Annotated in this window: 23 protein-coding genes; 18 read left to right on the forward strand and 5 right to left on the reverse strand. The window is 62.4% G+C overall.

Going from position 1 to position 20,465, the window contains the following annotated elements; genetic code table 11:
• The first annotated feature begins 10 nt into the window (after positions 1-10).
• The 15 genes from ccoO (BM416_RS06665) to hemN all read left to right on the forward strand — a co-directional run bounded on the left by ccoO (BM416_RS06665) (position 11) and on the right by hemN (position 13,226).
• On the forward strand, positions 11-619 hold the full coding sequence (ccoO, locus tag BM416_RS06665; RefSeq protein WP_017735321.1) for a cytochrome-c oxidase, cbb3-type subunit II: 609 nt from the start codon (positions 11-13) through the stop codon (positions 617-619).
• A gap of 3 nt (positions 620-622) precedes the next feature.
• Complete coding sequence (locus tag BM416_RS06670) at positions 623-823, forward strand: cbb3-type cytochrome oxidase subunit 3 (RefSeq protein WP_027603735.1); 201 nt, start codon at positions 623-625, stop codon at positions 821-823.
• Positions 820-1,767: a cytochrome-c oxidase, cbb3-type subunit III gene (gene ccoP, locus BM416_RS06675; RefSeq protein WP_065940645.1), complete on the forward strand. Its 948-nt coding sequence runs from the start codon at positions 820-822 to the stop codon at positions 1,765-1,767. The genes BM416_RS06670 and ccoP (BM416_RS06675) overlap by 4 nt, the downstream gene beginning before the upstream one ends.
• Before the next feature lie 350 nt (positions 1,768-2,117).
• Positions 2,118-3,560, forward strand: coding sequence for a cytochrome-c oxidase, cbb3-type subunit I (gene ccoN / locus BM416_RS06680; protein WP_027603733.1), 1,443 nt, complete (start codon positions 2,118-2,120; stop codon positions 3,558-3,560).
• Positions 3,560-4,168, forward strand: coding sequence for a cytochrome-c oxidase, cbb3-type subunit II (gene ccoO, locus BM416_RS06685; protein ID WP_003193167.1), 609 nt, complete (start codon positions 3,560-3,562; stop codon positions 4,166-4,168). Before ccoN ends, ccoO (BM416_RS06685) begins: the two co-directional genes overlap by 1 nt.
• Before the next feature lie 6 nt (positions 4,169-4,174).
• On the forward strand, positions 4,175-4,360 hold the full coding sequence (locus tag BM416_RS06690) for a CcoQ/FixQ family Cbb3-type cytochrome c oxidase assembly chaperone (RefSeq protein WP_003193169.1): 186 nt from the start codon (positions 4,175-4,177) through the stop codon (positions 4,358-4,360).
• Entirely contained in the window at positions 4,357-5,334 is a 978-nt protein-coding gene (gene ccoP / locus BM416_RS06695) for a cytochrome-c oxidase, cbb3-type subunit III (protein WP_027603732.1), read from the forward strand. Before BM416_RS06690 ends, ccoP (BM416_RS06695) begins: the two co-directional genes overlap by 4 nt.
• Positions 5,335-5,510: 176 nt before the next feature.
• A complete protein-coding gene (locus BM416_RS06700) occupies positions 5,511-5,765 on the forward strand; it encodes a type II toxin-antitoxin system Phd/YefM family antitoxin (protein ID WP_092486705.1) in 255 nt (84 codons plus the stop codon).
• On the forward strand, positions 5,765-6,175 hold the full coding sequence (locus BM416_RS06705) for a type II toxin-antitoxin system VapC family toxin (protein ID WP_053132925.1): 411 nt from the start codon (positions 5,765-5,767) through the stop codon (positions 6,173-6,175). Before BM416_RS06700 ends, BM416_RS06705 begins: the two co-directional genes overlap by 1 nt.
• A gap of 207 nt (positions 6,176-6,382) precedes the next feature.
• Positions 6,383-7,810: a cytochrome c oxidase accessory protein CcoG gene (gene ccoG, locus BM416_RS06710; RefSeq protein ID WP_027603729.1), complete on the forward strand. Its 1,428-nt coding sequence runs from the start codon at positions 6,383-6,385 to the stop codon at positions 7,808-7,810.
• A gap of 15 nt (positions 7,811-7,825) precedes the next feature.
• On the forward strand, positions 7,826-8,365 hold the full coding sequence (locus tag BM416_RS06715; protein ID WP_092486708.1) for a FixH family protein: 540 nt from the start codon (positions 7,826-7,828) through the stop codon (positions 8,363-8,365).
• Between the two features lie 8 nt (positions 8,366-8,373).
• Positions 8,374-10,824 (forward strand): heavy metal translocating P-type ATPase, encoded by a 2,451-nt coding sequence (locus BM416_RS06720; protein ID WP_092486710.1) that lies wholly within the window; start codon positions 8,374-8,376, stop codon positions 10,822-10,824.
• A 22-nt stretch (positions 10,825-10,846) separates the two neighbouring features.
• Entirely contained in the window at positions 10,847-11,065 is a 219-nt protein-coding gene (gene ccoS / locus BM416_RS06725) for a cbb3-type cytochrome oxidase assembly protein CcoS (protein ID WP_027603726.1), read from the forward strand.
• Positions 11,058-11,741: a sulfite exporter TauE/SafE family protein gene (locus BM416_RS06730; protein ID WP_092486713.1), complete on the forward strand. Its 684-nt coding sequence runs from the start codon at positions 11,058-11,060 to the stop codon at positions 11,739-11,741. The genes ccoS and BM416_RS06730 overlap by 8 nt, the downstream gene beginning before the upstream one ends.
• Positions 11,742-11,843: 102 nt before the next feature.
• Entirely contained in the window at positions 11,844-13,226 is a 1,383-nt protein-coding gene (hemN, locus tag BM416_RS06735) for an oxygen-independent coproporphyrinogen III oxidase (RefSeq protein WP_092486716.1), read from the forward strand.
• Here the strand turns inward: hemN and BM416_RS06740 are convergent, their stop codons facing one another.
• Positions 13,227-13,694 carry a hypothetical protein gene (locus tag BM416_RS06740; protein WP_092355340.1) on the reverse strand — a complete coding sequence of 156 codons (468 nt, stop codon included), beginning with the start codon at positions 13,692-13,694 and terminating at the stop codon, positions 13,227-13,229.
• Positions 13,695-13,845: 151 nt separating this feature from the next.
• Here BM416_RS06740 and fnr point away from each other — a divergent pair, with 151 nt between their 5' ends.
• Both fnr and BM416_RS06750 read left to right on the forward strand, forming a co-directional pair.
• The gene (fnr, locus tag BM416_RS06745; RefSeq protein WP_027603722.1) at positions 13,846-14,580 is read left to right on the forward strand and encodes a fumarate/nitrate reduction transcriptional regulator Fnr; all 735 of its coding nucleotides are present in this window, start codon (positions 13,846-13,848) and stop codon (positions 14,578-14,580) included.
• Between the two features lie 79 nt (positions 14,581-14,659).
• Positions 14,660-15,208: an adenine phosphoribosyltransferase gene (locus tag BM416_RS06750; protein ID WP_027603721.1), complete on the forward strand. Its 549-nt coding sequence runs from the start codon at positions 14,660-14,662 to the stop codon at positions 15,206-15,208.
• A gap of 78 nt (positions 15,209-15,286) precedes the next feature.
• Here BM416_RS06750 and recR read toward each other — a convergent pair whose 3' ends face one another.
• From recR to dnaX, 4 genes are all read right to left on the reverse strand, one after another.
• Positions 15,287-15,889 carry a recombination mediator RecR gene (gene recR, locus BM416_RS06755; RefSeq protein WP_027603720.1) on the reverse strand — a complete coding sequence of 201 codons (603 nt, stop codon included), beginning with the start codon at positions 15,887-15,889 and terminating at the stop codon, positions 15,287-15,289.
• 66 nt (positions 15,890-15,955) lie between these two features.
• Positions 15,956-16,990: an NADP-dependent oxidoreductase gene (locus tag BM416_RS06760; RefSeq protein WP_092486719.1), complete on the reverse strand. Its 1,035-nt coding sequence runs from the start codon at positions 16,988-16,990 to the stop codon at positions 15,956-15,958.
• Between the two features lie 133 nt (positions 16,991-17,123).
• On the reverse strand, positions 17,124-17,462 hold the full coding sequence (locus BM416_RS06765) for a YbaB/EbfC family nucleoid-associated protein (protein WP_003193199.1): 339 nt from the start codon (positions 17,460-17,462) through the stop codon (positions 17,124-17,126).
• A gap of 43 nt (positions 17,463-17,505) precedes the next feature.
• Positions 17,506-19,539, reverse strand: a complete 2,034-nt coding sequence (gene dnaX / locus BM416_RS06770) for a DNA polymerase III subunit gamma/tau (RefSeq protein WP_092486721.1) — start codon at positions 19,537-19,539, stop codon at positions 17,506-17,508.
• 133 nt (positions 19,540-19,672) lie between these two features.
• Here dnaX and BM416_RS06775 point away from each other — a divergent pair, with 133 nt between their 5' ends.
• On the forward strand, positions 19,673-20,434 hold the full coding sequence (locus tag BM416_RS06775; protein ID WP_092486724.1) for a substrate-binding periplasmic protein: 762 nt from the start codon (positions 19,673-19,675) through the stop codon (positions 20,432-20,434).
• The last annotated feature ends 31 nt before the right edge of the window (positions 20,435-20,465 follow it).

Genomic DNA, 20,465 nt, shown 5'->3' on the forward strand with positions numbered 1-20,465 from the left:
GGAGTCTGTGATGAAACACGAAACGATTGAAAAGAACGTCGGCCTGCTGATGCTGCTCATGGTGCTCGCCGTGAGCATCGGCGGCCTGACCCAGATCGTCCCGCTGTTCTTCCAGGACGTGACCAACAAGCCGGTCGAAGGCATGAAGCCCTACACCGCGCTGCAACTGGAAGGCCGCGACATCTACATCCGCGAAGGCTGCGTACAGTGCCACTCGCAGATGATCCGCCCGTTCCGCGCCGAGACCGAGCGCTACGGCCACTACTCGGTGGCCGGTGAAAGCGTGTGGGACCACCCGTTCCTGTGGGGCTCCAAGCGCACCGGGCCAGACCTGGCGCGCGTCGGCGCGCGCTACTCGGACGACTGGCACCGCGCGCACTTGTACAACCCGCGCAACGTCGTGCCCGAGTCGAAAATGCCGGCCTACCCGTGGTTGGTCACGGCGGCGGTCGACAGCAGCCACACCGAGACCAAGTTGAAAGTGATGCGCACCCTCGGCGTGCCGTACACCGACGACGACATCAGTGGCGCCGTGGCCAGCCTCAAGGGCAAGACCGAAATGGACGCGCTGGTTTCGTACCTGCAAGTACTCGGCACTGCCATCAAGAGCAAGAGGTGAGCCATGGGATTTGAATTCGATGCGGGCACCATCCGCGGCCTTGGCACGCTGGTGGTCGCCATCGCCTTTATCGGCCTGTCGCTGTGGGTGTTCAACAACCGGCGCAATGCGGAATTCGAGCAGGCGCGCCTGCTGCCCTTCGCCGATGAACCCTCTCCAACCGACGCTCAAGAAGAGCCTGTAACAAGGAGCAACCGGCCATGACTACCTTTTGGAGTACATGGATCTGCGTACTGACCCTCGGCAGCCTGATCGGCCTGACCTGGCTGTTGATCGGCACCCGCAAGGGCGAGACCAAGGGCAGCGTCGACCAGACCATGGGCCACGCCTTCGACGGTATCGAGGAATACGACAACCCCCTGCCCCAGTGGTGGTTCATGTTGTTTGCCGGCACCCTGGTGTTTGCGGTCGGCTACCTGGTCCTCTATCCGGGCCTGGGCAACTGGAAAGGCGTGTTGCCGGGCTATGAAGACGGCTGGACCTCGGCCAAGGAGTGGGACAAGGAGATGGCCAAGGCCGACACCAAGTTCGGACCGATCTTCGCCAAATTCTCGGCCATGCCCGTGGAACAAGTCGCGAAAGACCCGCAAGCGTTGAAAATGGGCGGCCGTCTGTTCGCCTCCAACTGCGCGGTGTGCCACGGCTCGGATGCCAAGGGCGCATTCGGCTTTCCCAACCTGGCTGACAACATCTGGCGTTGGGGCGGTTCGGCCGAAGCGATCAAGACCACCATCATGAACGGTCGCCACGCGGCGATGCCGGCCTGGGGCGACATGCTCGGCGACGACGGCGTGAAAAACGTCGCCGCCTATGTGCGCCACGACCTGGCCAAGTTGCCATTGCCGGCCGACAGCACCGCCGACCTGGCCGCAGGGCAAGCCGCATTCAACACCACCTGCGTGGCCTGCCATGGTCCGCAGGGCCACGGCATGGAAGCCATGGGCGCGCCGAACCTGACCCTGCCCGCCGGCTACATCTACGGCACCAGCCTCGCGCAGTTGCAGCAGACCATTCGCCACGGCCGCCAAGGCCAGATGCCTGCCCAGGAAGTGCTGCAGGGCAACGACAAAGTGCACCTGCTCGCCGCCTACGTTTACAGCCTGTCCCATAACGCCGATGGCGCAACGCCAGAAAGCCCAGCCCAGTAACACCTGACTGCCGCCCCAATCTGGGGCGGCAGCTCTACCGCGCTACGCGACCAAGTGTCGCACCCTTCCAAAGCACACCTTTCCCCTCCTGCCATTCGGGTCTACGCTTGCTTGCACAGCGGACCGATCCTGGCGTACGCGACGACAGTCGTTGCGACCCCCGAAATTTCCTGTCCACTCGATCAGCTTTCGATTTCGGATTTTATCCTTACGCCAAACATGGAAAGGGCGCAGAATCTGGCGTGGAACGCATTGACACAGGTCAGCCTTGCGTTGCAATGGCCCCTTGCTTTCTACATACTTGCGGCCGAATTTTACCTATAAAAAAACCTAAACCGTGGAACCTTAGAATGAGCACAGCAATCAGTCCGACTGCTTATAACTATAAGGTAGTCCGCCAGTTCGCCATCATGACGGTGGTCTGGGGGATCCTTGGCATGGGGCTCGGGGTGTTCATCGCCTCGCAACTGGTTTGGCCGGAATTGAATTTCGGTCTGCCATGGACAACCTTCGGCCGCCTGCGCCCGCTGCACACCAACCTGGTGATCTTCGCCTTCGGCGGATGTGCATTGTTTGCCACCTCCTACTATGTCGTGCAGCGAACCTGCCAGACGCGACTCATCTCCGACAGCCTCGCGGCCTTCACCTTCTGGGGTTGGCAAGCGGTGATCGTCGGCGCCATCGTCACCTTGCCGCTGGGCTACACCACGACCAAGGAATACGCCGAGCTGGAATGGCCGATCGCGATTCTGCTGGCCATCGTCTGGGTGACCTACGCAGTGGTGTTCTTCGGCACCATCGTCAAGCGCAAGACCAAGCACATCTATGTGGGCAACTGGTTCTACGGGGCCTTCATCCTGGTGACGGCGATGCTGCACATCGTCAACCACGCCTCGTTGCCGGTCAGCCTGTTCAAGTCCTACTCGGCTTACGCCGGGGCGACGGATGCGATGATCCAGTGGTGGTACGGCCACAACGCCGTAGGCTTCTTCCTCACCACCGGTTTCCTGGGGATGATGTACTACTTCGTGCCGAAACAGGCCGAACGGCCTATTTACTCGTATCGCCTGTCCATCGTGCACTTCTGGGCGCTGATCACCCTGTACATCTGGGCCGGCCCGCACCACCTGCACTACACCGCATTGCCGGACTGGGCCCAGTCCCTGGGCATGGCGATGTCGATCATCCTGCTGGCCCCGAGCTGGGGCGGCATGATCAACGGCATGATGACCCTGTCGGGCGCCTGGCATAAGCTGCGCACCGACCCGATCCTGCGCTTTTTGGTGGTGTCCCTGGCGTTCTACGGCATGTCGACCTTCGAAGGGCCGATGATGGCGATCAAGACCGTCAACTCGCTGTCCCACTACACCGACTGGACCATCGGCCACGTACACGCCGGCGCCCTCGGCTGGGTAGCGATGATCTCCATCGGCGCGCTGTACCACATGATTCCCAAACTGTTCGGCCGTGTGCAGATGCACAGTGTCGGGCTGATCAACGCGCACTTCTGGCTGGCCACCATCGGCACCGTGCTCTACATCGCCTCGATGTGGGTCAACGGCATCACCCAGGGCCTGATGTGGCGTGCGATCAACGATGACGGCACCCTCACCTACTCCTTCGTCGAAGCGCTGCAAGCCAGCCACCCTGGCTTCATCGTCCGCGCCCTGGGAGGTGCGTTCTTTGCCAGCGGCATGCTGTTAATGGCCTACAACGTCTGGCGCACCGTGCGTGCCTCGGACCCGGCAGAAGCCGAAGCCGCCGCCAAGATCGCCGTTGTGGGAGCCCACTGATGAAGCATGAAGTCGTCGAGAAGAATATCGGCCTGCTGGCCTTCTTCATGGTCATCGCCGTGAGCATCGGTGGCCTGACCCAGATCGTTCCGCTGTTTTTCCAGGACGTGACCAACAAGCCGGTCGAAGGCATGAAGCCACGCACCGCCCTTGAACTGGAAGGCCGCGACGTCTATATCGCCAACGGCTGTGTCGGCTGCCACTCGCAGATGATCCGCCCGTTCCGTGCCGAAACCGAACGCTACGGCCACTACTCGGTCGCCGGTGAAAGCGTGTGGGACCACCCGTTCCTGTGGGGTTCCAAGCGCACCGGCCCGGACCTGGCCCGTGTCGGCGGGCGTTACTCCGATGACTGGCAACGTGCGCACTTGTACAACCCGCGCAACGTGGTGCCTGAGTCGAAAATGCCGGCGTATCCGTTCCTCGTGGAAAACAAGCTCGACGGCAAGGACACCGCGAAGAAGATGGAAGTCCTGCGCACCCTGGGCGTGCCCTACACCGACGAAGACATCGCCGGTGCAGCCGCAGCCGTGAAGGGCAAGACCGAAATGGACGCATTGGTGGCCTACCTGCAAGGCCTGGGCACCATCATCAAAAGCAAACGGTGATTCTTCATGGATATCGGGATGATTCGAGGCCTGGGCACCGTCGTGGTGATGGTGGCCTTTATCGGCCTGGCGCTGTGGGTGTTCAGTCCCCGGCGCAAGTCGGAGTTTGACGACGCGACCATGTTGCCCTTTGCGGATGATCCCGAAGCCATCAAGCACGTCGAGCAAGCTTCTAGGAGTAACAAAGAATGACTACGTTCTGGAGTCTGTACGTCACAGTCCTCAGCCTGGGTACCATCTTCGCCTTGACCTGGCTGCTGCTGTCGACCCGCAAGGGCCAGCGCGCCGAGCAGACCGACGAGACCGTCGGCCACTCGTTCGACGGCATCGAGGAGTACGACAACCCGCTGCCCAAGTGGTGGTTCATGCTGTTCGTCGGCACCATCGTCTTCGCCCTTGGCTACCTGGTGCTCTACCCCGGCCTGGGCAATTGGAAAGGCCTGCTGCCGGGCTACAACTACCTCGACAACGACAAGCAAACCCCGTTCGCCAACGGCCAGACCGGCTGGACCGGCGTGCACGAATGGGAAAAGGAAATGGCCAGGTCGGACGCCAAGTTCGGGCCGATCTTCGCCAAATTCGCGTCGATGCCGATTGAAGATGTCGCCAAGGACCCGCAAGCCTTGAAGATGGGCGGTCGCCTGTTCGCCTCCAACTGCTCGGTATGCCACGGCTCCGACGCCAAGGGCGCCTATGGATTCCCCAACCTGACCGACGCCGATTGGCGCTGGGGGGGCGAACCGGCCACCATCAAGGAAACCATCATGAAGGGCCGTCATGCCGTCATGCCGGCCTGGCTGGACATCCTCAAGGAGCAAGGCGTCAGCGACGTCGCCGCGTTCGTCGTCACCAACCTCGACGGCCGCAAGCTGCCGGAAGGCGTGAAAGCCGATGTGGCCAACGGCGAGAAACTCTTCGCCGCCAACTGCGTGGCCTGCCACGGCCCGGCCGGCAAGGGCACTCCCGCCATGGGCGCGCCGGACCTGACCCACCCGGGTGCATTCATCTACGGTTCGAGCTTCGCCCAACTGCAGCAGACCATCCGTTGGGGCCGCCAGGGCCAGATGCCTGCGCAGGAGCAACTGCAGGGCAACGACAAGGTGCACTTGCTCGCGGCGTATGTTTACAGCTTGTCCCATGGGGATAAGAAGGCCGAAGAGCAGTAAGGCTCTCGGAAACAAAAGAGCCCCGCCCAGCGAAAGCTGGCGGGGCTTTTTCATTTCCAAGGCCGTGACACCCCCCATGGGAAAAGCACGTTGACCGCTTGTAGCTTTAGGCTTGTGGCTTGCCAAGGCCAAGTAGTAACGTAACTACATTCAACCCGCTCCAGGGGAGGCGCACCATGACTTTCACCATTATTTCCAGTCGCGAATTCAATCAAGACACAAGCGGTGCCAAAAAAGCCGCTCGCCAAGGCCCGGTTTTTATCACCGATCGCGGCAAGCCTGCCCATGTACTGCTAAGCATTGAGGACTACCAAAAGCTGACAGGCCTCAATGCCAACCTCGTTGACCTGCTGGTGATGCCGGAAGCGGCCGATATCGACTTTGAAACCGAACGTGCAGTGATCACTCATCGACCCGTGGACCTCTCTTGATGTATCTGCTCGACACCAACGTAATCTCTGAACTGCGTAAACCCCAGGCTGATGCAAACGTGGTCGCCTGGGCCAAAAGTGTCATCGCACCGCGTATGTTTATTTCGGCAATCACCCTGAAAGAATTGGAAACCGGGGTCTTGCGCATTGAGCGGCGCGACCCGGCTCAGGGGAAGGTGTTGCGAACCTGGCTCAAGCGGCATGTGATGCCGGCCTTTGATGCCAGAATCCTGCCCGTCGATGCGGCAGTCGCGTTGCGTTGCGCACACTTGCATGTGCCGGACCGCGCCAATGAAAGTGACGCATTAATTGCCGCGACCGCGCTGGTGCATGGGCTCACGGTTGTCACGCGCAACGTCAGCGACTTCAAATCCAGCGGCGTTCCACTGATCAATCCTTGGGACGAATGACCGCCTCCTCCACGAAAACCGTCCATACTTCCCAAGTCAATTGATCCAGATCACGTACACCATCAATTGATTTCCCCCAACGCGACCAAAGGTCGCACCCTTTGAGCTCCATCGGGGGCGTATCATTACGCCACTGCAAGACCCTTAATTTGACCCCGGTTGGCACGTACTGGCCGAGGCAAATCTCCACCGCCGTGGGATGCAATGATGAGCAACCAGATACCGGTACATGACGTTACCCCGCCTGCCAAAAACGCCAGCAGTGCTGACACCAAGACTGTCGACCTGTACGCCTCGCGCGAAAAAATCTACACCCGCGCCTTCACCGGCCTGTTCCGCAACCTGCGCATGCTCGGCGGCGCCGGTCTGTTCCTGCTCTACTTCGGCACGGTGTGGCTGAACTGGGGCGGCCACCAGGCGGTGTGGTGGAACCTGCCGGAACGTAAGTTCTTTATTTTCGGCGCGACCTTCTGGCCCCAGGACTTCATCCTGCTGTCAGGCATCCTGATCGTCGCGGCGTTTGGCCTGTTCTTCATCACGGTGTACGCCGGCCGCGTATGGTGCGGGTATACCTGCCCGCAAAGCGTGTGGACGTGGATCTTCATGTGGTGCGAAAAGGTCACTGAAGGCGACCGCAACCAGCGCATCAAGCTGGACAAGGCGCCCATGGGGGCCAACAAGTTCCTGCGCAAATTCAGCAAGCACACCCTGTGGCTGTTGATCGGTTTTGTCACCGGCATGACCTTCGTCGGCTACTTCTCGCCGATCCGCGAACTGGTGTTCGACTTCTTCACCGGCCAGGCCGACGGCTGGTCGTATTTCTGGGTCGGCTTCTTCACCCTCGCCACCTATGGCAACGCCGGCTGGCTGCGCGAGCAGGTGTGCATCTACATGTGCCCGTATGCACGCTTCCAGAGCGTGATGTTCGACAAGGACACCCTGATCGTTTCCTACGATCCACGCCGTGGCGAAGTGCGTGGCCCGCGTAAAAAAGGCACCGACTACAAGGCCCAGGGCCTGGGTGACTGCATCGACTGTACGATGTGCGTCCAGGTATGCCCTACCGGTATCGACATCCGCGACGGCCTGCAAATCGAGTGCATCGGTTGCGCCGCCTGTATCGACGCCTGCGACACCATCATGGACAAGATGGAATACCCGCGCGGCCTGATCAGCTACACCACCGAGCACAACCTGTCGGGGCAGAAAACCCACAAGTTGCGCCCACGCCTGATCGGTTATGCCCTGGTGTTGCTGGCGATGATCAGCCTGTTGGCCGGGGCGTTCTTCATGCGTTCGCTGGTGGGCTTCGACGTGAGCAAGGACCGCGTGCTGTACCGCGAAAACGCCGAAGGGCGCATCGAAAACGTCTACAGCCTGAAGATCATGAACAAGGACCAGCGCGATCACACCTACGTGCTCGACGCCGCCGGCCTGCCGGACCTCAAGCTGCAAGGCCGACGTGAAATCAGAGTGGCGGCGGGCGATATCGTCAGCATGCCGGTGGAGCTGTCGAGTGCGCCGGAGCAACTGCCGTCGAGTACCAACGAGGTGAAATTCATCCTCACCGATGCCGATGACGCCAGCGTCCATGTTGAAGCCAAGAGCCGATTCATCGGCCCACAAGTTCGATAACGAGAGAACTGAACAATGCCCGTAGCCACTGCCGCAAGCCCCTGGTACAAGCACCTCTGGCCCTGGATCATCATTGGGATCCTGGCCTGCTCGGTGACCTTGACCTTGTCCATGGTGACCATCGCGGTGAACAACCCGGACAACCTGGTCAACGACAACTACTACGAGGCCGGCAAAGGCATCAACCGCTCCCTGGACCGCGAACGGCTGGCCCAGCCCCTGCAACTGCGCGCCAAGCTGCACCTGGATGAACTGACCGGCGAAGTCGAGCTGCAACTCACCGGCTACAGCAACCCGAACACCCTGGAACTGAACCTCATCTCCCCGACCCAGCCGGAGAAGGATCGCAAGATCAACCTGACCCGCAGCGACAGCGAACCGGGCCGCTACATCGGCCAGGTCACCGACAAGGTCGAAGGCCGCCGCTTCGTGGAATTGCTGGGTGTGGAGGGCGACAAGACCTGGCGCCTGTTCGAGGAAGAGGAAGTCAGCCACGACAAGGACTTGCTGCTGGGTGACGAGCCATTGCTGGGTGCTGAAGACCTGAAAAAATAGCGGCGCCCATGACCAGCCCAACCCCCTGCTACCACTGCGCCCTGCCGGTCCCGTCCGGCAGTCGGTTCACCGCCGTGATCCTCGGCGAGCGCCGCGAGCTGTGCTGCCCCGGCTGCCAGGCCGTGGCCGAAGCCATTGTGGCCGGTGGGCTGGAAAGCTATTACCAGCACCGCAGCGAAGCCTCGGCCAACCCCGAGACGCTGCCGGTGCAACTGGTGGATGAACTGGCGTTGTATGACCGCGCCGACGTGCAAAAACCCTTCGTACACCATCAAGGCGAGCTCGCCGAAACCACCCTGCTGATGGAAGGCATCAGTTGCGCTGCCTGTGGCTGGTTGATCGAGAAACACCTGCGCAGCCTGCCCGCCGTGGCCGAGGCGCGGCTGAACCTGTCCAACCATCGCCTGCAGGTGCGCTGGGCCGACGGGCAATTGCCGTTGAGCCAGGTGCTCAGTGAACTGCGCCATATCGGCTATGCCGCCCACCCGTATCAAGCAGACCGTGCGGCCGAGCAACTGGCCAGCGAGAACCGCCTGGCCCTGCGTCAGCTGGGGGTCGCCGGACTGCTGTGGTTCCAGGCGATGATGGCGACCATGGCCACCTGGCCGGAATTCAATATCGACCTGAGCCCCGAGCTGCATGTGATCCTGCGCTGGGTGGCGATGTTTCTGACCACCCCCATCGTGTTCTACAGCTGTGCGCCGTTTTTCAAGGGCGCCATGCGCGACGTGCGTACGCGTCACCTGACCATGGACGTGTCAGTGTCCCTGGCCATTGGCGGGGCTTACCTGGCCGGGATCTGGACCGCAATCACCGGCGTGGGCGAGTTGTATTTCGATGCGGTGGGCATGTTTGCGCTGTTCCTGCTGGCCGGTCGCTACCTGGAACGCCGTGCCCGGGAACGCACGGCCGCCGCCACCGCGCAGTTGGTCAACCTGCTGCCCGCTTCATGCCTGCGCCTCAAAGGTGATGGCCAGAGCGAACGTATTCTCTTGAGCGAACTGGCACTGGGCGACCGCGTGCTGGTGCATCCGGGCGCGGTTCTGCCGGCAGATGGGGTGATCCTCGACGGCCGCTCCAGCATCGATGAATCGCTGCTCACCGGGGAATACCTGCCGCTGCCGCGCCAAACCGGTGATGCCGTCACCGCCGGCACGCTGAACGTCGAAGGTGCGTTGACCGTCGAAGTGCGCGCCCTGGGCCACGAGACCCGCCTGTCCGCCATCGTACGCCTGCTGGAGCGGGCCCAGGCCGAGAAGCCGCGCCTGGCGCAGATCGCCGACCGCGCCGCGCAGTGGTTCCTGTTGTGTTCGTTGATTGCCGCGGCGGTGATCGGCCTGTTGTGGTGGGAGCTGGATTCATCGCGGGCGTTCTGGATCGTGCTGGCGATGCTGGTGGCCACCTGCCCCTGCGCGTTGTCCCTGGCCACGCCGACCGCCCTCACCGCCGCCACCGGCACCTTGCACAAACTCGGTTTATTGTTGACCCGCGGCCATGTGCTTGAAGGTCTGAACCAGATCGACACGGTGATTTTCGACAAGACCGGCACCCTCACCGAAGGCCGCCTGGCGTTGAAAGCGATCCGGCCCCTGGCCGCTCTGAACAGCGACCAGTGCCTGGGCCTCGCCGCCGCCCTGGAAAACCGCTCCGAACACCCGATTGCCCGCGCCTTCGGGCGTGCGCCGCTGGCCGCCGACGAGGTGCTCAGTTCCCCGGGCCTTGGCCTGGAAGGCCGTGTCGACACACGCCAGTTGCGCATCGGCCAGCCGGGGTTTGTTTGTGCACTCAGTGGTTGCCCGATTCCCGCCGCTCCGGAGGATGACGGCCAATGGCTGCTGCTGGGCGACGGCGACGGAGCCCTGGCCTGGTTCATCCTCGACGACCGCCTGCGCAGCGATGCCCCCGCCCTGCTGGCCGCCTGCAAGGCGCGTGGTTGGCGCACGCTGCTGCTGTCGGGGGACAGTTCGCCGATGGTCGCCAGCGTCGCCGCTGAACTGGGCATCGATGAAGCCCACGGCGGCCTGCGCCCCGACGACAAGCTGCACGTGCTGCAACAGTTGCACAAGGAAGGCCGCAAGGTGCTGATGCTCGGCGATGGCGTCAACGATGTGCCGGTGCTGGCCGCCGCCGACATCAGCGTGGCCATGGGCTCGGCCACCGACCTGGCCAAGACCAGCGCCGATGCGGTGCTGCTGTCCAACCGCCTCGACGCGCTGGTGCAGGCCTTCACCCTGGCGCGGCGCACCCGCCGGGTGATCATTGAAAACCTGCTGTGGGCGGGGCTGTACAATGGCCTTATGCTGCCGTTTGCCGCCCTCGGTTGGATCACTCCGATCTGGGCGGCGATCGGCATGTCCCTCAGTTCGTTGACCGTGGTGCTCAACGCCCTGCGCCTGACTCGCCTGCCGAGTGCGCAGGCCACAAGCGCCCCTTTGGTAACCCGCCCGCTGCCGGCTTGAGCCGCGCGGGCATGGAGTGCAGATGCCAGCTCTATACGTGATGATTCCGGCGGCGCTGCTGTTAGTGGGCGTGGCCATCTACATCTTCTTCTGGGCGGTGGACAGCGGCCAGTACGACGACCTCGACGGCCCGGCCCACAGCGTGCTGTTCGACGACCAGGACCCGAACCACCTGGCGGCCGTCGACGAAGCCAACGGCCCCGAGCAACCGCCCGTGCCCAAAGACCCACCCCATGCTTGAGCTGGCGCCGCTGCTGGTCTCTGCGCTGATCCTCGGCCTGCTGGGCGGCGGCCATTGCCTGGGCATGTGCGGCGGCCTGATGGGCGCGCTGACCCTGGCGATTCCCAAGGAACAACGCAGCCGCCGGTTCCGCCTGCTGCTGGCCTACAACCTGGGGCGCATCCTCAGCTATGCCAGCGCCGGGTTATTGATCGGCCTGGCCGGCTGGGCGCTGGCCAACAGCCCGGCGGCCCTGTTCATGCGTGTGCTCGCCGGGTTGCTGTTGATCTGCATGGGGCTGTACCTGGCCGGTTGGTGGAGTGGCCTCACCCGTATCGAAAGCCTCGGGCGCGGCCTGTGGCGCTGCATACAGCCCGTCGCCAACCGTTTGCTGCCGGTATCCAGCCTGCCCCGCGCGCTGCTGCTGGGCGCGCTGTGGGGCTGGTTGCCGTGCGGGCTGGTCTACAGCACCCTGCTGTGGGCCGCCAGCCAGGGTAATGCGCTGGACAGTGCGCTGCTGATGCTGGCTTTTGGCTTAGGCACCTGGCCGGTACTGCTGGCAACCGGGTTGGCGGCCGAACGCGTGACCGCGTTATTGCGCAAGCGCAGCGTGCGGATGGCCGGTGGCCTGCTGGTGATTATTTTCGGTATCTGGACCCTGCCAGGTCCGCACCAGCACTGGCTGATGGGCCATTAAAAGGCTATGTGGCATAGCGCCGCTCCCCGTTGATGCAAATCAAGATGCCCTACCAACCACACCCCTAGACTCGGCTCACTAGCCTATCCGGGGAATGCCCGCATGCTCGACGCCATTCGTTGGGACCCACATCTGATTCACCGCTACGACCTGGCGGGACCGCGCTACACGTCCTACCCCACCGCCGTACAATTCGACAGCCAGGTCGGCACCTTCGACCTGCTCCACGCCCTGCGCGAAAGCCGCAAGGCCACGCGACCGTTGTCGCTGTATGTGCATGTGCCGTTCTGCGCGAACATTTGCTACTACTGCGCGTGCAACAAGGTGATCACCAAGGACCGCGGCCGCGCCCAGGCCTACCTGCAACGCCTGGAGCAGGAGATTCAGTTGGTGGCCTGCCACCTCGACCCGAAACAGTCGGTTGAACAACTGCATTTCGGCGGCGGCACCCCGACCTTTCTCAGCCACGACGAACTGCGCCAGGTCATGGGCAGCCTGCGCCAGCACTTCAATCTGCTCGACGACGACTCCGGCGACTACAGCATCGAGATCGACCCGCGCGAAGCCGACTGGGCGACCATGGGCCTGCTGCGTGAACTGGGCTTCAACCGGGTGAGCATCGGCCTGCAAGACCTCGACCCCGACGTGCAGCGCGCGGTCAACCGCCTGCAAAGCCTGGAAGAAACCCGCGCGGTGATCGACGCCGCGCGTACCCTGCAGTTTCGCTCGATCAATATCGACCTGATCTACGGCCTGCCCAAGCAAACGCCGATCAACTTCGCGCGCACCGTGGAGGAAGTGATCAAGCTGCAGCCGGACCGCCTGTCGGTGTTCAACTACGCGCATCTGCCGGAGCGCTTCATGCCCCAACGACGGATCAACAGCGAGGAACTGCCGTCGCCGGAATCCAAGCTGCTGATGCTGCAGACCACCATCGAGCAACTGACCCAGGCCGGCTACCGCTATATCGGCATGGACCACTTCGCCCTGCCGGACGACGAACTCGCCATTGCCCAGGAAGAAGGCACGCTGCAACGTAACTTCCAGGGCTACACCACCCACGGCCATTGCGACCTGATCGGGCTCGGCGTGTCAGCCATCAGCCAGATCGGCGACCTGTATTGCCAGAACAGCAGTGACCTGAACGGCTATCAGAACGCCCTGGCCAGCGCCCAACTGGCCACCAGCCGTGGCTTGCTGTGCACCACGGATGATCGGTTACGTCGGGAAGTGATCCAGCAGTTGATCTGCACGTTCAGCCTGGCCTTCGAGCAGATCGAACAGGCGTTCAACATTGATTTTCGCGGGTATTTCGACGAGGTCTGGCCGCAACTTGAGGCGATGGCGCAAGACGACCTGATCGAACTGGATGCCCAAGGCATTCGCGTGCTGCCCGCCGGACGGCTGCTGGTGCGTTCGGTCTGCATGGTGTTCGATGCGTACCTGGAGCACCAGAACCGGCAGCGGTTTTCGCGGGTGATCTAGTTACATCGACAACGACGCGGCTTTGAGCGCGTCATCGGCGCTCATGGTCTTCATCGCTTTGGCCAGAGAGGTCTGGGCCGTCATCAAACCTGCCTGCAACGAACTGATCGCGCCTTGCACATTGGCGGTCTTGGCCCGGGCCTGCTCCGGGGTCAAGCTTTTGTCCGCCGCGATCGCCTGAAGCTCAGCCATTTTCTCGGCGATCTGCTGTTTCAGCTTGCGGATCATTTTCAGCACCTCCTTGACGTTATCGTCCAGGCCGCTGTCGTCGATATCGGCATTCGCGCTTTTGGGCGCCCCGGCCGCCTTGAACGCTGCGGCGGAAATAGTCACCGTCACCCCTTCAATCACCTTGGTTTCAGGCGCCGGCGCGGTCACGGGCAGCTTCTCCTCGGCCTCGGCAGCGGGCTTCAAGTCCTGCACGCTGGGTACACGGATGGCAGGGTTGTAAGCCGCGATAACAGACATGATCCGAGCTCCGAAGGGTAGATATGCAACTGTATCGGCATCGGTACAAAAAGCTTTATACCGTTGCCTGTTTTTTGTACAGGCTGGCTTCACTGCCCACCAGTGCGGTACCCTTACGTCTTATGTGTGTTTTCCCACAAGGATTTAAGAAATGTCCGAGCCAGTCAAACTGCGCGCTCACAGCCAGGCTCACTGCAAGGATTGCAGCCTGGCTCCCCTCTGCCTGCCACTTTCGCTGAATCTGGAAGACATGGATGCGCTGGACGAAATCGTTAAACGCGGTCGCCCGCTGAAGAAAGGCGAGTTTCTGTTTCGCCAGGGCGACAAGTTCGATTCCGTCTATGCAGTACGTTCGGGCGCGCTGAAGACCTTCAGCCTGAGCGACAGCGGCGAAGAGCAGATCACCGGCTTCCACCTGCCCAGCGAGCTGGTCGGGTTATCGGGCATGGACACCGAGATTCACCCGGTGTCGGCCCAGGCCCTGGAAACCACGTCGGTGTGCGAAATCCCCTTCGAGCGCCTGGACGAACTGGCCCTGCAATTGCCACAACTGCGCCGTCAGTTGATGCGCGTGATGAGCCGCGAGATTCGTGACGACCAGCAGATGATGTTGCTGCTGTCGAAGAAAACCGCCGACGAGCGCATCGCCACCTTCCTGGTCAACCTGTCGGCGCGGTTCCGTGCCCGTGGTTTCTCGGCCAACCAGTTCCGCCTGAGCATGTCGCGCAACGAAATCGGCAATTACCTGGGCCTGGCAGTGGAAACCGTATCCCGTGTGTTTACCCGCTTCCAGCAGAGCGAACTGCTGGCCGCCGAAGGCAAGGAAGTGCACATCCTCGACCCGATCCAGCTGTGCGCACTCGCCGGTGGCTCCTTGGAAGGCTGATGCAGACGCTTGCGGCCGCGCCAATCGGTGAGGCCGCAGGTATACTTCGAGTCCGTTTTCCGCCCAGGACTCTTCGACGATGACTTTCGATTCGTTCGACATCAAATCCCTGATCCGCCCCGTCATCGACTTCCCCAAGCCTGGGGTGATCTTTCGTGACATCACACCGCTGTTCCAATCGCCCAAGGCCCTGCGCCTGGTGGCTGACACCTTTGCCCATCGCTATGTCGAGGCCGATTTCAGCCATATCGGCGCGATGGATGCGCGCGGCTTCCTGATCGGTTCGATCATCGCCTACCAACTGAACAAGCCGCTGATCCTGTTCCGCAAGCAGGGCAAGCTGCCGGCTGATGTGCTGTCCGAGGGTTACCAGACCGAATACGGCGAGGCCTTCCTCGAAGTGCATGCCGACAGCCTGTGCGAAGGTGATTCGGTGCTGATGTTCGATGACCTGATCGCCACGGGCGGTACCCTGATCGCGGCGGCCAACCTGGTGCGACGCATGGGGGCGAAGATCTTTGAAGCGGCGGCGATCATTGACCTGCCGGAACTGGGCGGCTCGCAACGCCTGGAAGACATGGGTATCCCGACGTTTTGCCTGACCCGCTTTGCCCTCACCGAGCGGTAACGGCTGCGTGGACTGACGCGATCAGGGGCAAGTGGATTCGCCGCACTGCCCCTCCCACATTTGATCCTGCGCTGATCGTCAGAGCGCGATCGGTTTACGACCGGCGAACGAATGCGCCAACGTGCCGCCGTCCACCAACTCCAACTCGCCACCCAGCGGCACGCCATGGGCGATGCGCGAAGTGACCAGGCCTTTGTTGCTCAGCAGTTGGGCGATGTAATGCGCGGTGGCTTCACCTTCCACGGTCGGGTTGGTGGCCAGGATCACCTCGGTAAAGGTGCCCTGCTCCTCGATACGCGCCACCAGCTGCGGAATGCCGATGGCCTCCGGACCCAGGCCATCGAGCGGCGAGAGATGGCCCTTGAGCACGAAGTAGCGTCCGCGATAACCGGTCTGCTCCACCGCGTACACATCCATCGGCCCTTCCACCACGCACAACAGCGTGTCGTCGCGGCGCGGGTCGGCGCATTGCGGGCAGAGTTCTTCTTCGGTAAGGGTACGGCACTGGCGGCAGTGGCCCACCCCGGTCATGGCCTGGCTCAGGGCCTGGGCCAACCGGGTACCGCCGCTGCGATCCCGCTCCAGCAGTTGCAGCGCCATGCGTTGGGCGGTTTTCTGGCCGACACCCGGCAACGTGCGCAGGGCATCGATCAGTTGGCGAATCAGGGGGCTGAAGCTCATGGGCGAGTGGTCCGACAAAACAACGAGACGCGGTTTATACCCGCGCCTCGGATTAGCGTCAAATGCTCAATCCTGCGCGACCCGTACCACCAACTTGCCGAAGTTGCGCCCTTCCAGCAAACCGATAAAGGCTTCGGGCGCCTGCTCCAGGCCCTCGACCACGTCTTCGCGGAACTTGATCTTGCCGTCGCGTACCCACGGCGCCATGGCGCTGAGGAACTCCGGCTGGCGGTCACCATAGTCGTCAAACACGATAAAGCCCTGGATCCGTACACGCTTGGTCAACAACGTGCGTTGCAGCGCCGGCAAGCGGTCAGGCCCGCTGGGGGCTTCATGGGCGTTATAGCCGGCGATCAGCCCGCACAGGGGGATGCGCGCCTTGGGGTTGAGCAACGGCAGCACGGCGTCGAACACCTTGCCACCGACGTTTTCGAAGTAAATGTCCACCCCCTTGAAGCAGGCCTGGGCCAAGTCGTCGGCAAACGTTGCGCTCTTGTGGTCGATGCAGGCATCAAAACCCAATTCGTCCACCACGTAGCGGCACTTCTCGGCACCGCCCGCAATCCCGATCACACGCAGGCCCTTGAGCTTGGCCACCTGGCCGACCACCGAACCCACCGCGCCGGATGCAGCCGCTACCACCAGGGTTTCTCCGGCTTTCGGCTGGCCGATGTCCATCAGGCCCATGTAGGCGGTCATGCCCGGCATGCCCAGCACCCCCAAGGCCATGGACGGGCTGGCCAGGCCATTGGGCACCGGAATCAGGTTGCGGCCGTCGGAAATGCTGTGGCTCTGCCAACCGGTGGCACCGACGACCAGATCACCCACCTCGAATTTCGGATTACGCGATTGCTCGACACGGCTGACAGCCCCGCCGGTCATCACCTCGTCGATTTCCACCGGCGCGGCGTAGGACGGTGCGTCGCTCATGCGCCCGCGCATATAAGGGTCGAGGGAGAGGTAGAGCGTCTTCAGCAGGACCTGGCCGTCTGCCAATTCCGGCAAGTTCACCCGTTCCAGGCGGAAGTTTTCCGGGGTGGGTGCGCCTTGAGGGCGTGAGACCAGGACAATGCGCTGGTTCAAAGTCGGTTCGTGAGGCATGAAGGGGCTCCTTGATCGAATCTATCGGTATAGGGTGCAGACCATGGGTGCCGCGCCAGGGTTCGATTGGATTGGCACAAACAAAAATGCCAGGCACAAGGCCTGGCATTGGAGTCTAGCTAAAGCCTGGCGATCAGAACGGCAGCTTCATGCCCGGTGGCAGTTGCATGCCGGCGGTCACGCCGGACATTTTGTCCTGGCTGTTGGCTTCGATCTTGCGCACGGCGTCGTTGACGGCCGCGGCGAACAACGCCTCGAGCATTTCCAGGTCATCTTCGCCCACGCCTGGCAATACGCTTGGGTCGATGCTCACGCGCTTGATGTCGTGACGACCGGTCATCACCACACTGACCATATCGCCACCGGCTTTACCGGTGACTTCGGCGTTGGCCAGCTCTTCCTGCATCTTGGCCATCTTTTCCTGCATCTGCTGCGCCTGCTTCATCAGGCCGGCCATGCCACCTTTCATCATGGGAATCACCTCAAAAGTACGTGGATCAATGAATAGCCCGGTGTCAGGACGCCTGGGGCACCGGGGCTTCGACAGGTTCAATTGTATCTTGGCGAACGACCGCACCGAACTGCTGCATCATTTGCTGGATGAGCGGATCGCCGTGGATCGAGTCCTCAGCCTCGCGCTGGCGGTTGATACGCCGGCGGGTCGCGGCCTGGGCCGGGGTTTCCTGCTCGGGCTTGATCAACTCGATGGCGATGGTCAGCGTGCGCCCATGGTACTGGTTCAGGGCATCGTTGAGGCGCCGCTGTTGGGTCGCGTTGAACAGGGCGCTGTGGGCCGGGTCCAGGTGCAACAGCCAGTGGTCGCCGTCGATGGCGATCAGGGTGCAGTTGGCGGCGATGCTGCCGGTCATGCCGGAAATCGGCAGTTTCGGGAACAGCTCCAGCCATTGCAGGGCCAGGCCGGTGGCCGGTGCCGCAGCAGGCTCCGCCTCGGGTTCCGGGGCCGGCTCGGCGGTGTGCTCGCTGGCCAGGTCGTCCAGGTAGCTGTAGGCCGAATCCATGTCCGGCTCGATGTAATCTTCGTCCAGCGGCGGTTCGTCGTCGAGGTCGATGCCGGGGGTTGCGGCTTCGACTTGGGCCACGGTCGGCTCGGGAACCGGGGCCGACACCCACTCGGGGGCGGCCGGTACCACGCTGTCCGGCGTCGGCGCAGGCATCGGCGTCAGCTCGGGCTGCTCACCGACGGTTTCCAGGACGGGCTCGACATAGGGCTGCTGTTCGACCTCGGCCTCAGCGTCTACCGGGTCATTCCAGGGCAGGTCGACGACAGGCTCGGGCTCGACAACCGGTTCCGGCTCAACCACCGGTGCCGGCTCAGGCGCCGGTGCAACAGGGGCAGCAACCACTGGCGCGACCACCGCCGCGCCAGCCACTGGTTTGGCGGAATCAACTGTGGCCTGGCTGATCCCCACTGGCTTTAGCGGCTGTCTCGGTGCGTCTGCCGAATCCGCCGGCCGGAAGGCCAGCATCCGCAGCAGGACCATCTCGAAGCCTCCGCGCGGGTCGGGCGCCAAAGGCAGGTCGCGACGACCGATCAGGCCCATCTGGTAGTAGAACTGCACGTCTTCGGCCGGCAACGCCTGGGCCAGGGCCAACACGCGGTCGCGGTCGCCATGGCCGTTGTCGACACCTTCCGGCAATGCCTGGGCGATGGCGACGCGGTGCAGCACATTGAGGATTTCCGAGAGCACGCCGTTCCAGTCCGGGCCTTGCTCCGACAGGTGGCGCACGGCTTCGAGCAACGCCTTGGCATCGCCCTCGATCAGCGCATGCAGCACGTCGAATACCTGGCCGTGGTCCAGGGTGCCGAGCATGGCGCGCACATCGGCGGCCATGACCTTGCCTTCACCAAAGGCAATGGCCTGGTCGGTGAGGCTCATGGCATCGCGCATCGAGCCATCGGCGGCGCGGCCCAGCAGCCACAGTGCGTCGTCTTCGAACGGTACGTTCTCGACGCCCAGCACGTGGGTCAAATGCTCCACCACGCGCTCGGGGGTCATGTTCTTCAGGGAGAACTGCAGGCACCGCGACAGGATCGTTGCAGGCAGCTTCTGCGGGTCGGTGGTGGCCAGGATGAATTTGACGTAGGGCGGCGGCTCTTCCAGGGTTTTCAACAAGGCGTTGAAGGAATGGCTGGAGAGCATGTGCACTTCGTCGATCAGGTAGACCTTGAAGCGGCCACGGCTGGGCGCGTACTGCACATTGTCGAGCAGCTCGCGGGTGTCTTCGACCTTGGTGCGGCTCGCGGCGTCGATCTCGATCAGGTCGACGAAACGCCCTTCGTCGATCTCGCGGCACACCGAGCAGGTACCGCAGGGCGTCGAGGTGATACCGGTTTCACAGTTCAGGCATTTGGCGATGATGCGCGCAATGGTGGTCTTGCCCACTCCCCGGGTACCGGTGAACAGGTAGGCGTGGTGCAGCCGCTGGCTGTCCAAGGCATTGATCAGAGCCTTGAGCACATGGGTCTGGCCGACCATTTCGCGGAACGAGCGCGGACGCCATTTACGTGCAAGAACCTGATAACTCATCGAAAACCGTCGCAACTGGGAAGCGGAAGCGGGTAATGCTAGCGGAGCAAGGGGGAAATTGCATCCGGCACGCTCGCCTAATCTGACTAAGCTCTGCTGACTGGCCCCGAAAAGGCCTGAACCCGGAGAGTGTATGCGCGTAGTCCTGGGCGCTTTATGGATGATGACCACGGCTTGCCTGGCGGCGCCTGCACCGCTGCGTTTCTCGGTTTCCGACAGTTGGGCGATGCCTATGGTGCAGGTGGAGAACGGCCGGCCTACACAGGGGATTTTGTATGATTTGATGCTGAGCCTGGCCACCCAGGTTGGCCAGCCGGCGGAATTCCACGTGCTGGCCCGCGCCCGTATCGCCACAGCCATGGGCCACGGGGATATTGATGTGCGCTGTTATGTCACCCAGGCGTGGCTCGACAACCTGTCCGGCGACTACATCTGGAGCTTGCCTTTAATGGTGCAGCGCAATGTGCTGGTCAGTGTGCGCAACCAGCCGGTGCAGGTGCTCAAGCTGACACCCCAGCCGATCGGCACGGTGCTCAACTATCGCTATGGCGCCCTCGACCCGCTGTTTGCCAACGGCCAACTCACCCGCGACGACGCCCGCAGCGAAGAACAGGTGCTGCACAAGCTGGTGGCGGGGCGATTCAACTACGCAGTGAGCAACGAATGGATCGTCGACCGTTTCAACCAGAAAATGCCAATCAGCCAGCGCTTGCACAAAGTTGCGCTGATTGAGGAGCAAAACCTCGGCTGCATCGTGCGCAACGATCCCGACGTGCCGGCCCAAAAGATCCTGCGCACCTTGCTGCGGATGAAAATGTCCGGCGAAATCGACGACATCATCAAGCTATACACTGGCGAAGACCCGGTGCCCCTGCACGCTCCTGACAAAAACTGACAGGCACTCCTTATAGACTCGGCGCCACACC

This window comes from Pseudomonas sp. NFACC42-2, from assembly GCF_900116055.1.
In the GTDB taxonomy this organism is placed as follows: Bacteria; Pseudomonadota; Gammaproteobacteria; order Pseudomonadales; family Pseudomonadaceae; genus Aquipseudomonas; species Aquipseudomonas marginalis.